This window comes from Halomonas sp. SSL-5 (assembly GCF_030708455.1).
GTDB lineage: Bacteria > Pseudomonadota > Gammaproteobacteria > Pseudomonadales > Halomonadaceae > Halomonas.
Genome location: NZ_JAUYWF010000004.1, coordinates 59,305 through 72,319 on the forward strand (window position 1 = coordinate 59,305; position 13,015 = coordinate 72,319).

Here is a 13,015-nt window from a genome sequence, read left to right on the forward strand (position 1 = left end):
AGCGCTATTCGGGCACGCCACCTCGCGTCAGGGCAGCAGGATCGAGGAGCCGCTCGAGCTCCGCGCGGGAGAGCTCGGTCTGCTCCTCGGCCACCTCGATGATCGGCCGCCCGGCCTGGTAGGCATGCTTGGCAATGGCCGCCGCGGCGTCGTAGCCGATCACCGCGTTCAGTGCCGTGACCAGGATAGGGTTACGCGCCAGCGGCCCCTCGAGGTGATCGTGGCGCACCTTGAAGGTGGCAATGGCGCGATCGGCCAGCAGCCGCGTGGTGTTGGTCATCAGGGTGATCGAGGTCAGCAGGTTGTGGGCCACCAGCGGCAGCATCACGTTGAGTTGGAAGTTGCCGCTCTGACCGGCCACGGTGACGGCCGTATCCAGCCCGATCACCTGGGCGGCGGCCTGAGCGGCGGATTCCGGAATCACCGGGTTGACCTTGCCCGGCATGATCGAGCTGCCGGGCTGCAGGGCCTCGAGCTCGATCTCGCCCAGCCCCGCCAGGGGCCCGGAGTTCATCCAGCGCAGGTCGTTGGCGATCTTCATCACCACGCAGGCCAGGCCCCTGAGCTGCCCGGAGAGTTCCACCGCCGCATCCTGGGAGGCGAGACTGGCAAAGAAGCTGTCGTTGGGGGTGAACACAAGCCCACTCTGTTCGGAGAGCCGGGCGGCCACGCGCTCGGCGAACTCGGGGTGGGCATTGATACCGGTGCCCACCGCCGTACCGCCCTGCGCCAGGCGGCAGAGTCGCACCAGGGCGCTGTCCAGGCGCTCGATGGCCTGCCCCACCTGGCTCGACCAGCCGCCCAGCTCCTGGCTCATGCGCAGCGGCATGGCATCCATCAGGTGGGTGCGGCCGGTCTTGACCACGCCGTCGAGCTCGGCGGCGCGCCTGTCGATGGTCTCGCGCAGGTGCACCAGGGCCGGGCGCAGGCGGTTGGTCACCTCCAGCGCCGCGGCGACATGAATGGCGGTGGGGATCACGTCGTTGCTCGACTGCCCCATGTTGACGTGATCATTGGGCCCGACCTCCAGCCCCTCGCGACTGGCCAGGTTCGCCAGCACCTCGTTGACGTTCATGTTGCTGGAGGTGCCGGACCCGGTCTGGAAGACATCCACCGGGAAGTGGTCATCATGCTCACCGCGAATCACCGCCTCGGCGGCGGCGAGGATCGCCTCGGCACGCTGGCCGTCGAGTAGCCCGAGCTCGGCATTGACGCGCGCCGCGGCGAGCTTGATGCGCGCGATGGCGTGGATGAACGGCGTCGGCATCGCCTGGCCCGAGACCGGAAAGTTGTTGACGGCACGCTGGGTCTGCGCGCCGTAGAGGGCGTCCGCCGGGACCTCCAGCTCGCCCATGCTGTCACGTTCGTTGCGTGTCGCACTCATCGCCTGGCTCCTCGTGTCGACAGTGGATCTCTTACCCTCACCATGGTGCCGCCTGGGGCATTCGACAAGACCCGCGGCTACCCGAAACGATGAACGACATCGATGTTGCACTGCACAAGTCGCTCTGCTATTGTGCGTTGCAACAGAGCAGACATTGCTCCCCGACACCCAGTGAAACCAGGAGGTTCCACCATGATGAACGCCTTTAACTTTGACACCAAGGCCTTCGACACCAAGCAAGTCGAGTCCATCTTCTTCGCCCCGGCACGCGCCTACGCCAGCCTGGCAGTGGACTACAGCGAGAAGCTGGCCCACGCCCAGCTCGACGCCACCAAGGCCTACACCGACACCGGCCTGGCGCAGCTGCGCACCCTGATGAGCGTCAAGGATGCCGAAGGCATGCGCGCCTACATGGAAGGCCAGCAGAAGGTCGCCAAGGACCTCGCCGAGCGCATGAAGGGCGACGCCGAGAAGGTCGTCTCCCTGCAGCAGGACTTCGTCCAGCAGAGCCAGAAGCTCACCGAGGACAACGTCAAGCAGGCCCAGGCGACCGCCACCAAGGCCGCCCAGTAAGCTTGACCCAGGGGCGCTCCGGCGCCCCGCTCTCCCCCTCGGAAGAGCCCGGAACCGCCGCCCCTCGCAGGGCGGCGGTTTTCGTTTGTCCCGCATCCCCTTTACCCCGGCTTTACGCTACCCTTGGCCCAGGCACGGGGCGCCTGCAGACATTCAACCGGATAGGGATCAATCATGAAACGCTACTTTCCCGTCGTCCTGGTGGCGCTGGCGCTGGCCGGCTGCGAGGTCGTTCCCCCCGCCCCCACCGAACGCATCGAGGTCATCGAGCGCGGCGAGACCCAGCGTGACGACCCGCAGGAGACTCGCGAAACAGGGCGCGACGCCACTCCCTCCCGCGCCACCCGGGAGGTCGCCTTTCCCGAAGACGAGTATGCCCGGCTCGAGAAGCACGGCAGTGCGGCAGTCAGCGGGCGCCTGACGCTGAGTGGCCGCGCGGTGCCCAATGCCGGCGTCTCGGTGGCGCCGGTGACCCGCTACTCCGCCGAGGCCGCCGAGAAGGCACTGGCCGGGGTCGCCGTGGAGCCCGCCGACCCCAGGGCGCGGGAGTATACCCATACCACGCGCACCGATGGCAGCGGCTACTTCCGGGTCACCGGCCTGCCCGCCGGGGAGTTCTATGTCTCGGGAGCAGGCCCGGACCCGATCACCGGCGAACCCCGGGTGGTGATCCGTCAGGTCTCGCTGGGCAACGGACAGCAACGCGAGGTCGACCTCAGCCGCTGACGGGGTGCCACGGGATATGCCACGGCATGGCGACCGCCCAATGCCGTGGGCCGACAGGCGCGATACAGATCCGGTTAGCATTAACTCCGACATCCTCCTAGGCTGGAAGCAGCTACTGCGACCCACGGGGCTCGTTTGCTGTCACAGGAGGATTCACATGGAGAGGACAACCCCCACCACCGTCGGCAGCCTGGGCATCGCACTGTTCGCCACCTTGGCGACCTTGCCCGGCGCCGTCGCCGCCGCCAGCCTCGAGGAACTGCGCGAACGCGGCCATATTCGAGTGGCGGTAGCGGACGAAGAGCCCTACGGCTATCTGGATGCGGAGGGCGAGGGTCGCGGTGCCGGCCCCGACGTGGCCCGCCCGCTGCTCGAACGGCTGGGTATCGAACGGATCGAGTGGCAGGTCGTCGATTTCGAGGATCTGATTCCGGGGCTCGAGCAGGGAGAGTTCGACATGGCCGCGGCGGAGATGGCCATTCGCCCCGAGCGCTGTAAACGGGCCCTCTTCTCGGAGCCCAACACCTCCTATGGCGAAGGACTGCTGGTACAAGCGGCCAACCCCCACGAGATCAATGCCTACGACCATTTTGCCGCACGCGATGACATCCGCGTCGCGGTGCTCGCGGGGGCGACCCAGGTCGACATCCTCTCCGCCATGGGCGTGCCGGAAGATCGGCTGGTCGTGATCGACACCAACGCCCAGGCCGTCGACACGATTCTCGGCGGTGATGCAGATGCCTATGCCGGTACAGGCCTGACGGTCAGCCAGCTTGCCGAGCAGGATATCCGGGTGGAGGTCGCCCAAAACTTCGTTGACCCCGAGGTGGAGGGGGAAATGGTACGCAGCTGGGGCGGGTTCGCCTTCCCCCCCGACGCCGAGTCGCTACGCGATGCCTTCAACGAGGCGTTGCGCGACTATCGCAACACCGGGGCCTGGGAAGAGACCCTGATCGGTTACGGCTTCACCCAGGATGACATCCTCAACGCCTTCCGTTTCGATACCGAGTGGCTGTGCGGCCGGCAGTGATCGCTACCAGCCCAGCGCCTGCTTGACGAAGGGGATGGTCAGCTTGCGCTGGGCAGAGAGCGAGGCACGGTCGAGCTCCTCCAGCAGGCGGAACAGTTCATCGAGCCGTCGCGGCCCGCGGTGCAGGATATAGCGCGCCACCTCGTCGCCGAGCTGCATGCCACGCCCCCGGGCGCGCAACTGCAGGGCGGCCAGGCGCCCACTGTCGTCCAGGCCCTGGACGTGGAAGGTCACCCCCCAGGAGAGGCGCGAGGCGAGGTCGGGAAGCTTCACTGGCAGTTGACGCGGTGGCGCCTCGGCGGCTACCACCAGCCGCTTGCCGGCATCGCGCAGGCGGTTGAAGGCGTGAAACAGCGCCTCCTCCCAGCGGGGTCGCCCCACCACCCGGTCCAGATCATCGATGGCCACCAGGTCCAGGCGCTCGATATCCTCGAGCATCAGCGGGGGAAAGTGGCCGAGTTCCTCCAGCGGCAGATAGAGGGCACGCATATCGCGATCCGAGGCCGCATGGCAGGCGGCCTGGAGCAGATGGCTGCGCCCCACTCCCGGCGCCCCCCAGAGGAAGAGAAAGGGCTCGCCCGCGGGCTCGAGCTGGTGAGTCAGGCGGTCAACCAGGGCGGCGTTGGGGCCAGGGTGAAAGTTGACGAAGGTGGCATCGTCACGCAGCCCGACGCCCAGGGGCAACTGTGCGGGCGCACGGCTCATGTCGACTCCTCGTCGTGGCTTCGGTTGAGCGTCTCGTCGTACAAGGCACTGTTCTTGTAGCGGGCGTTGAGTTCACGCAAGAGTACCATGATCACCGCTGCCGCCGGCAGCGCCAGCAGCACCCCGGTGAAGCCGAACAGGTTGCCGCCGGCGAGTACCGCGAAGATCACCGCCACCGGGTGCAGGCCGATCTTGTCGCCCAGCAGCTTGGGCTGCAGCACCACGCTCTCCACCACCTGACCGAAGCCGAACACCGCCGCCACCCCCGGCAGCAGCCACCACTCGCCGTTCTGGAAGAAGGCCACCAGGCCGGCCACGCTGATGCCGACGATCACCCCCAGGTAGGGCACGATGCTGGCCAGCCCCGAGAGCAGGCCGATCAGCAGGCCGAACCGCACCCCCAGCAGGGTGAGGCCGATGGCGTAGATGATGCCCAGGCACAGCATCACGATCAGCTGGCCGCGCAGGAAGGCCGAGAGCACCTCGTCACACTGGCCGGCCAGGCGGATCACGGTATCTTCCCAGCGCCGCGGCAGCCAGTCGCGCACCTTGGCGACGATGATGTCCCAATCCAGCAACAGGTAGAAGGTGACCACCGGGATCAACGCCAGGTTGCCGATCCAGCCGACCAGCGCCAGCCCCGAGCGCGACACCTGGGAGAGCAGAGTAGCGGCGAAGGTGCCGGTCTCCTTCCAGTTGTCCACCACCGCCTGGCGCAGGGCATCGATATCGGTGGAGAGGTCCATGCCGGTCAACGACTGTACCTTGGGTACCACCGTCTGCTGCACCCAGTTGAGCATCGCCGGCAGCGACTCCACCAGCTGGGCGAGCTGGCGACCCAGCACCGGCACCACCAGCAGCAGGGAGATCACGATGACCAGCGTCAGCAGCAGGAACACCAGCGACACCGAGAGTCGGCGAGACAGGCCCCGCGCCTCCAGGCGGTCGGCCAGGGGGTCACCCAGATAGGCCAGCACCATGCTGACGAAGAACGGCATCAGCACCGGCTCGATGCTGATGAAGAACCACAGCGCCAGCGCCGCCACCCCGGCCGCGACCCACCACTGTCTGTGCATTATTACCTCCTTGTCCCGCGACCGCCGACGGGCTGCCAGCCGTTCGCCGTGATGCTACAATTCAGCCCCTGACTTGCCTACCGCGCGGCGGCTCCCGCCACGCCGACCACCCGACAGGACTCCCGATGACCGACTCCTCCTCACGCCCCTCGCTCAGTTACAAGGACGCCGGCGTCGATATCGACGCCGGCAATGCCCTGGTCGACCGCATCAAGGGGGTCGCCAAGCGTACCACTCGCCCGGAAGTGATGGGCGGGCTGGGCGGCTTCGGCGCCCTCTGTGAACTGCCCACCGGCTACCGCGAGCCGGTGCTGGTGTCGGGCACCGATGGCGTCGGCACCAAGCTGCGCCTGGCCATGGACCTGGGTCGCCACGACACCATCGGCATCGATCTGGTGGCGATGTGCGTCAACGACCTGGTGGTGGCCGGCGCCGAGCCGCTGTTCTTCCTCGACTACTATGCCACGGGCAAGCTCGACGTGGACATCGCCGCCGACGTGGTCGACGGCATCGGTGTGGGCTGCGAGAGGGCCGGCTGCGCCCTGGTGGGCGGCGAGACCGCCGAGATGCCCGGCATGTACGAGGGCAGCGACTACGACCTGGCCGGCTTCTGCGTCGGCGTCGTGGAGAAGTCCGAGATACTCGACGGCCACCAGGTGGCCGAGGGCGACGTACTGCTGGGCATGGCCTCCTCCGGCCCCCACTCCAACGGCTACTCGCTGATCCGCAAGATCCTCGAGGTCTCCGGCGCCTCGCTGGACACCGAGCTCGACGGCGAGTCGCTGGGCGACGCCCTGATGGCGCCGACACGCATCTACGTGAAGCCGCTGCTGTCGCTGATCAAGGAGAGCGGTGTACCGGTGCATGCCCTCTCCCATATCACCGGCGGCGGCCTCACCGAGAACCTGCCCCGGGTACTGCCCGAGGGCCTCGCCGCCCGGGTCGATGTCACCGCCTGGCAGCGCCCGGCCGTCTTCGAGTGGCTGCGCGAGCAGGGCAACGTCGCCGAGGAGGAGATGTACCGCGTGCTCAACTGCGGCATCGGCATGGTCATCGTGGTGCCTGCCGAGAAGGCCGACCAGGCCCGTGCCCACCTGCAGGCCCAGGGTGAGGCGGTCTATCGTATCGGCGAGATCGTCGCCGGCGAGGATGGCGGTGACCGGGTGATGCTGGAGAACCTGGAGGCATGAGCGAGCACGACGAGAGCGATACCCTGCAGGACTTCACCCCAGAGGCCGCCGATGCCCGCCGGGTAGTGGTGCTGATCTCCGGCAACGGCAGCAACCTCCAGGCGCTGATCGACGCCCAGAACCACGATGCCCTGGGCGGCGAGGTCGTCGCGGTCATCTCCAACGAGCCGGCCGCCTTTGGCCTGACCCGCGCCCGGGAGGCGGGCATAGACGCGGTGGTACTGCCCCACCGCGAGTACGAGAGTCGCGACGCCTACGACGGCGCCCTGATCAAGGTGATCGAGCGCCATGAGCCGGATCTGGTGGTACTCGCCGGCTTCATGCGCATCCTCACCCCGCGCTTCGTGCAGCGCTTCCTGGGGCGCCTGATCAATATCCACCCCTCGCTGCTGCCCGACTACCAGGGCCTGAACACCCATGCCCGGGCGCTGGCCGATGGCGTCGCCGAGCACGGCTGCAGCGTGCACTTCGTCACCGAGGAACTCGACGGGGGGCCGGTCCTGATGCAGGCCGTGGTCGAGGTGGCCGAGGGCGAGACCGAGGAGAGCCTCAAGCAGAAGGTGCATGCCCGGGAGCACCTGATCTACCCCATCGCCGTGAAGTGGTGTCTGGAGGGGCGCCTGCAGTTCTCGGGCGAGGGCGCGAGCCTGGACGGCACCCCGCTGCCGCCTCACGGGCTGCGCATGTCCCACGCCGACGCCGCCGAGGAGCTGGATGAGGATCTCGAGGGATAAGCGGCCAAGTAGAAAGTAGAAAGGCGTTCAGCGCCACTGAAAAGCCCCGCAGGCTAAGCGCCGGCGGGGCTTTCTTGTCACTTGCACCTTGTCACTTGGACCTGGCCGACGGTCTTCAGGTGCGCGGCAGGGTCACGCCGCGCTGCCCCATGTACTTGCCGCCGCGGTCCTTGTAGGAGGTCGCGCACACCTCGTCGGACTCCAGGAACAGCATCTGGGCCACGCCCTCGTGGGCGTAGATCTTGGCCGGCAGGTTGGTGGTGTTGGAGAACTCCAGGGTCACGTGCCCTTCCCACTCCGGCTCCAGCGGCGTCACATTGACGATGATGCCGCAGCGCGCGTAGGTGGATTTCCCCAGGCAGATGGTCAGCACGCTGCGCGGGATGCGGAAGTACTCCACGGTGCGCGCCAGGGCGAAGGAGTTGGGCGGTATGACGCAGACATCCCCCTTGACGTCGACGAAGCTCTTGTCGTCGAAGGCCTTGGGGTCGACCACCGCCGAATGGATATTGGTGAACACCTTGAATTCGTCGGCGCAGCGCACGTCGTATCCGTAGCTGGACGTCCCGTAGGAGATCACCCGACGCTCGTTCACATAGCGAACCTGGTCGGCCTCGAAGGGTTCGATCATCCCCTCCTGCTCGGCCATGCGGCGAATCCAGTTGTCGGACTTGATGCTCATCGGGACATTTCCTGCTGAAGTGAAGTCTTGGGCCCGGGCGCCAGGGCTCGGGGCCGCCATGATAGCGGCCCCGGCAACGGGCGTCACCTCGACGTCCCGCTCGCTCAGTCGCTGAACGAGATGCTGGGTCCCTCGTCGGACTGCGCCTGCACCTGCGCGGCGACCTGGCGCGCCATGTCGCGGAAGGTGGCGGTCACCTCGCCCTCCGGCTCGGCGACCACCGTGGGCCGGCCACCATCGACCTGTTCGCGGATGGCGAGGGCCAGCGGCAGGCGACCCAGCACTCGGGTCTCGTACTCGGTGGCGATGCGCTCGCCGCCTCCCTCGCCGAAGATCGGCTCGGCCTGGCCACAGTTCGAGCAGATATGCAGCGACATGTTCTCCACCACGCCCAGCACCGGCACGTTGACCTTGCGGAACATCTCGATGCCCTTGCGGGCGTCCAGCAGGGCGATGTCCTGGGGGGTGGTCACGATCACCGCGCCGTCCACCGGCACCTTCTGGGCCAGGGTCAGCTGGATATCGCCGGTGCCCGGCGGCATGTCGATGAACAGGTAGTCCAGATCATCCCAGACGGTCTGGGTCAGCAGCTGCTGAAAGGCGCCGGCCACCATCGGCCCGCGCCACACCATGGGCTCGCGGATATCGACCATGAAGGCCATGGACATGGCCTGGATGCCGTGGGTCTCGAGCGGACGCATGCGATTCTCGCCGGCCGCCTCGGGACGCACGCCCTCCCCCACGCCGAGCATCTGGGCCTGGCTGGGACCGTGGATATCGGCATCCAGGATGCCTACCCGGTAGCCTTCCGCGGCCATGGCCAGGGCCAGGTTCACGGTGACGGTGGACTTGCCGACGCCGCCCTTGCCGGATGCCACGGCGACGATATGCTTGACCCCTTCGATCACATCCTGCTCCTTCGCTTGTTGAATCACCCGGCCGGCACGAGGCCGGCTCGCTGGATATCAGTATACGCCCTGCGCCGCGGCGACCGAACCACCCACGGCAGGACGGCGGACCCTGGGGCCCGCCGTCCTGTGATGCCGTCAGGGCACGCAGGTTTCAGCCCTGATCATCACCCTCTTCGGCCGTCGGCTCGGCTTCGCTGCCCTCTGCCTCCCCGGCCTCTGCATCACCGCCAAGGTTGGTTTCGGTTGCTGCCGACTCCGCATCGCCGTTGCTCGCGTCGCTGCCGACCTCCAGCGACTCGAGTTCGCTGCGCCACGTCGCCAGCTGCGACTCCAGCCCCTGAAGCTGGCTCTCGCGCCGTTCGACCTCGCTCTCCACACCGGCCAGCTCGTCGCGGCCGATGCCGATCGCGAGCTTGAGGTCCTCGAGCTGGCCCTCGGCCTCCTGGACCGCCTGCTGCGCCTGGTCACGCTCGCCGCGCAGCGATTCGAGCTCCTGGCCCAGCGTCTCGCGCTCCTCGGTGAGGGTGGCGAGCTCCGAGCGCAGCGCCTCGTGTTCCTCCTGGCTGGACTGGATCTCCTTCTGGAGGGTCGCCTTACGCTCGCCGGCCGCCTCGATCTCGGCCTGCAGCGCCTCGAGGTCGGCCTCGGCCTGCTGACGGGCCTCCTCCGCGGCCTGGCGCTCCTCCACCGCGGCCTGACGCGCCTGCTCCGCCTCCTGGCGTTGGGCCTCGGCCTCCTGCCGGGCAGCCTCGGCGGACTCACGTGCCTCCTCGGCATCGCTGCGCGCCTGCTCCACGGTGTCGCGCTCTGCCTTCATCTCCGCCAGAGACGCGTCGAGGCCAGCCTGCTCCTCTTCGAGGGTGGCGATGTTGGCCTCGAGGGCCTCCCGGGAGGCCTGCAGCTCCTCGAGTCGCGTCTCGGCGCTGGCGATCTCCGCCTGGATGGCCTCGAGACGCTCGCTGGCCTCGGCCTCACGGGCCTCGACATCGGCCTGCAGGGTCTGCCGGCGCTGCTCGAGCTCGGCGATCTGCCCCTCGAGATCGGCGATCTCCTGGTTGGCCTCGTCGCGCTCATCGAGCTGGGTGGACAGGGTCTGGTTACGTGACTCCAGCACGGCCATCTCGGCCTCCAGGGCCTCCCGTGCCTCCTTGTGGGTGCCGGCACTGGACTGGGCGATGATCGCCCAGACCACGCCGATTGCCGCGATGCCGGCGAGGCCGCGCACGCGATTGTCCTTGAACGGTGATGTCTGAGGGGTTTCCGACATGGATGCATCCTCGGTGAGTCGGCCCAGGGGCCGGCACCGGAATCGGCACCGATCGGCGGGGGCCGAGCAGTAAAGGGTCACTCGAGATCAGCATACAGAGCGACACCTGGCGAGGAAAGGGCTGGCGCGTGGCGCCTCAGAAGCGCTCGTCGTGGCGCAGGTAACGCCACTCTCCGGTCGGCACCGAACCGAGCGATACCCCGCCGACCCGCAGGCGGCGAGTGGAAACCACGCCGAGCCCCACGGCCCGGCACATCGGCTCGAGCTGGCCGGGTACCATGCCCTTCATGGCGAAGCGCAGGCGGTTCTCGCTCTGCCAGCTCACCTTGCCCGGGGCCAGTCGGCGCCCCGGCACCGCCGACCCATCGCGCAGCGCCTCGAGGCCTCGCTCGTCCAGGCTGCCGGTCACCTCCACCAGCCACTCCTCCTCCAGTCGCGAGCGCTTCTCCTCGAGGCGTCGCACCACGCCACGGTCCTGGGTGAACACCAGCAGCCCCGCTTCAGCGGGACCCAGCGGCAGCAGGGTAACCAGGCCCCGGAAGTGCGCCTTGAGCGGCGCCTGGCCGGCGGGATCCTCCGCCCAGTGGTTGGTCTTGCGGATCAGCCGCCTGGCCAGGTCCTCGCCCTCGGCGACGCCGATATCGGCGGGACAGTTGAACAGCAGAGTCGCCGGCGGGATCTCCCGGGGGCGGGCCCCCGACATGAGTTCGACACGCTGGTCGACGACCTTGAACTGGGGCTCCTCGACGATCTGGCCATCGACGCTCACCCAGCCCCCGGCAATATAGAGTTCGGCCTCGCGGCGCGAACAGGGCAGCTCGCGGGCCAGCCGCTTGGAGAGCCGTTCACCGCTTGTGTTGTCACTCATGCCAGTTCCCCTGCGGAAGCCTTGCGATACGCCATGCCATGGGGGCTGCTGCCCCTTGCTGTGATTGATGACATCTCAGTAGGCCAGCCAGATGCAGTGCCTGGCGCCCTTGCCGGGACGGTGGGCGCGCACCGTGACCGTCTCGACCAGCAGGCCGACACGGCGCAGACGCTCGGTGAAGGCCGGATCCTGGCCTGCCGACCATACGGCGAGAACCCCGTCGGGACGCAGCGCCTGCTGGGCCACGGCCAGCCCTTCCGGCGAATAGAGCCAGTCGTTCTCGCGACGCGTCAGCCCTTCGGGACCGTTGTCCACGTCGAGCATGATGGCATCGAAGCCGCCGGGCTCGCGACGCAGCAGCGCACCCACGTCACCCAGGCTGACCCGGGTGCGCGGGTCGTTCAGCGGGTAGCCGGCGGCGGCGCCCAGCGGGCCATGGTTCCACTCCACCACCCCGGGCACCAGCTCGGCCACCACCACCTCGGCGTCCTCGCCCAGGGCGGCCAGCGCCGCGGCCAGGGTGAAGCCCATGCCCAGGCCGCCCACCAGCACCCGGGCCGCGGGGCGCTCGGCGACCCGCTGGCAGGCCAGCTCGGCCAGGGCATCCTCGGAGCCGTGCAGGCGGGTATTCATCAGCTCGCCGGGCGCACCGACGATGCGGATCGAGAACTCGTCGTTGCGTTGCAATAGCCGCAGCTCGCTGCCCTTGCCGGGAATGCTGGCGGTACCGATCGTTTCGAACTTGGCCATGGGGTCTCTTATCGCAAGGAGGTGGGGGAGCAACGGTAGGGTCGGGGACGCATTATGCGGGCCCCGGCGAGGCGTTGCCATGCAGCGTCTCGCCGGGGTGTGCACGAGCCGTCCCGGCACGACAAGCGTTGACGCCGGGCACAGGCGCGAGCGTATGATGCCGTAACGTCCATGGATGGCAAGGCCGATGACATCTCCTCCCCCTGCTCGCCACCTTGCCCTTACCCTGCTGCCGCGGATAGCACGCTTTCTCTGGCGGGTGATCTGCGCCTTCCTGCGCAACCGGGGAATCCTGCTCGCCGGCGGGGTCGGCTACAACATCCTGCTCTCCATCGTGCCGCTGTTCGCCCTGCTGGTGGTGCTGCTGGCGGGCGTGGTCGACCAGACGCGCCTGCTGGAGGTGCTTACGGTCCAGGCCCGCCACCTGGCGCCGGCCCATGCCGAGGTGCTGCTGGAGGCGGTACGCGCCCTGCTCGACTCGCGGGAGGTGATCGGCCTGCTGGGCTTTCCCGTGCTGCTGCTGTTCAGCTCCTTCGCCTTCCGCATGCTCGAGGACGCCCTGGCCATCATCTTCCATGCCCCGGATGCCCAGTACCAGAAGCGCAGCGTCTGGGTCTCGGTGCTGCTGCCCTACGCCTTCATGGTGGTGCTGGGCGCGGGCCTGCTGGCACTGACCCTGGTCGTCAGCCTGCTCAGCGGCCTCAACGCCCTGTCGATGGCCCTCGCGGGGCGCGAGCTGCCGCTGGCCGGACTCTCCGAACCGCTGCTCAACCTGACCAGCTTCGTCGGAGTCTTCCTGCTGTTCAGCGCCATCTACAAGGTACTGCCCGTGGTGCGGATCGCCCTGCGTCGCGCCCTGGTGGGCGGCTTCGTGGCGGCCCTGCTGTGGGAGGGTGTGCGCCTGCTGCTGGTCTATTACTTCGCCAACCTTTCCTTCGTCAACGCCGTCTACGGGTCACTTGCCACCCTGATCGTGGTGCTGCTGAGCCTGGAGGTCGGCGCCATCATCCTGCTGCTGGGTGCCCAGGTGATCGCCGAACTGGAGCGCAACTCGCGGCTCGGCCTGGCCTGGCACGTCGACCCGCGCCACCAGGCCGTGACCCACGTCGACTGAGTGCC

Annotated in this window: 14 protein-coding genes; 6 read left to right on the plus strand and 8 right to left on the minus strand. The window is 68.1% G+C overall.

What is annotated here, in order from left to right; translation table 11 throughout:
* Positions 1 to 4: 4 nt before the first annotated feature.
* Complete coding sequence (locus RAN53_RS05550; RefSeq protein WP_305795826.1) at positions 5 to 1,384, minus strand: class II fumarate hydratase; 1,380 nt, start codon at positions 1,382 to 1,384, stop codon at positions 5 to 7.
* A 195-nt stretch (positions 1,385 to 1,579) separates the two neighbouring features.
* Here RAN53_RS05550 and RAN53_RS05555 point away from each other — a divergent pair, with 195 nt between their 5' ends.
* From RAN53_RS05555 to ehuB, 3 genes are all read left to right on the plus strand, one after another.
* Positions 1,580 to 1,957, plus strand: a complete 378-nt coding sequence (locus RAN53_RS05555) for a phasin family protein (RefSeq protein ID WP_414842962.1) — start codon at positions 1,580 to 1,582, stop codon at positions 1,955 to 1,957.
* A 174-nt stretch (positions 1,958 to 2,131) separates the two neighbouring features.
* A complete protein-coding gene (locus tag RAN53_RS05560; protein WP_305795828.1) occupies positions 2,132 to 2,683 on the plus strand; it encodes a carboxypeptidase-like regulatory domain-containing protein in 552 nt (183 codons plus the stop codon).
* A gap of 157 nt (positions 2,684 to 2,840) precedes the next feature.
* A complete protein-coding gene (ehuB, locus tag RAN53_RS05565) occupies positions 2,841 to 3,713 on the plus strand; it encodes an ectoine/hydroxyectoine ABC transporter substrate-binding protein EhuB (RefSeq protein WP_305795829.1) in 873 nt (290 codons plus the stop codon).
* 3 nt (positions 3,714 to 3,716) lie between these two features.
* On the opposite strand, the gene hda is transcribed toward ehuB, so the two are convergent.
* Positions 3,717 to 4,418 (minus strand): DnaA regulatory inactivator Hda, encoded by a 702-nt coding sequence (hda, locus tag RAN53_RS05570; protein WP_305795830.1) that lies wholly within the window; start codon positions 4,416 to 4,418, stop codon positions 3,717 to 3,719.
* Positions 4,415 to 5,494: an AI-2E family transporter gene (locus RAN53_RS05575; protein ID WP_305795831.1), complete on the minus strand. Its 1,080-nt coding sequence runs from the start codon at positions 5,492 to 5,494 to the stop codon at positions 4,415 to 4,417. The genes hda and RAN53_RS05575 overlap by 4 nt, the downstream gene beginning before the upstream one ends.
* Before the next feature lie 125 nt (positions 5,495 to 5,619).
* Here RAN53_RS05575 and purM point away from each other — a divergent pair, with 125 nt between their 5' ends.
* Both purM and purN read left to right on the plus strand, forming a co-directional pair.
* On the plus strand, positions 5,620 to 6,684 hold the full coding sequence (gene purM / locus RAN53_RS05580) for a phosphoribosylformylglycinamidine cyclo-ligase (protein ID WP_305795832.1): 1,065 nt from the start codon (positions 5,620 to 5,622) through the stop codon (positions 6,682 to 6,684).
* Positions 6,681 to 7,418 carry a phosphoribosylglycinamide formyltransferase gene (purN, locus tag RAN53_RS05585; protein ID WP_305795833.1) on the plus strand — a complete coding sequence of 246 codons (738 nt, stop codon included), beginning with the start codon at positions 6,681 to 6,683 and terminating at the stop codon, positions 7,416 to 7,418. The genes purM and purN overlap by 4 nt, the downstream gene beginning before the upstream one ends.
* 115 nt (positions 7,419 to 7,533) lie before the next feature.
* On the opposite strand, the gene dcd is transcribed toward purN, so the two are convergent.
* The 5 genes from dcd to RAN53_RS05610 all read right to left on the minus strand — a co-directional run bounded on the left by dcd (position 7,534) and on the right by RAN53_RS05610 (position 11,896).
* The gene (gene dcd, locus RAN53_RS05590) at positions 7,534 to 8,100 is read right to left on the minus strand and encodes a dCTP deaminase (RefSeq protein ID WP_305795834.1); all 567 of its coding nucleotides are present in this window, start codon (positions 8,098 to 8,100) and stop codon (positions 7,534 to 7,536) included.
* A gap of 104 nt (positions 8,101 to 8,204) precedes the next feature.
* On the minus strand, positions 8,205 to 9,005 hold the full coding sequence (gene apbC, locus RAN53_RS05595; RefSeq protein ID WP_414842963.1) for an iron-sulfur cluster carrier protein ApbC: 801 nt from the start codon (positions 9,003 to 9,005) through the stop codon (positions 8,205 to 8,207).
* Positions 9,006 to 9,162: 157 nt separating this feature from the next.
* On the minus strand, positions 9,163 to 10,278 hold the full coding sequence (locus tag RAN53_RS05600; protein ID WP_305795835.1) for a kinesin: 1,116 nt from the start codon (positions 10,276 to 10,278) through the stop codon (positions 9,163 to 9,165).
* Between the two features lie 136 nt (positions 10,279 to 10,414).
* Positions 10,415 to 11,146, minus strand: a complete 732-nt coding sequence (locus RAN53_RS05605; protein ID WP_305795836.1) for an RNA pseudouridine synthase — start codon at positions 11,144 to 11,146, stop codon at positions 10,415 to 10,417.
* A gap of 75 nt (positions 11,147 to 11,221) precedes the next feature.
* On the minus strand, positions 11,222 to 11,896 hold the full coding sequence (locus RAN53_RS05610; RefSeq protein ID WP_305795837.1) for a hypothetical protein: 675 nt from the start codon (positions 11,894 to 11,896) through the stop codon (positions 11,222 to 11,224).
* Between the two features lie 187 nt (positions 11,897 to 12,083).
* On the opposite strand from RAN53_RS05610, the gene RAN53_RS05615 reads away from it, so the two are divergent.
* Complete coding sequence (locus tag RAN53_RS05615) at positions 12,084 to 13,010, plus strand: YihY/virulence factor BrkB family protein (protein WP_305795838.1); 927 nt, start codon at positions 12,084 to 12,086, stop codon at positions 13,008 to 13,010.
* Positions 13,011 to 13,015 lie beyond the last annotated feature (5 nt).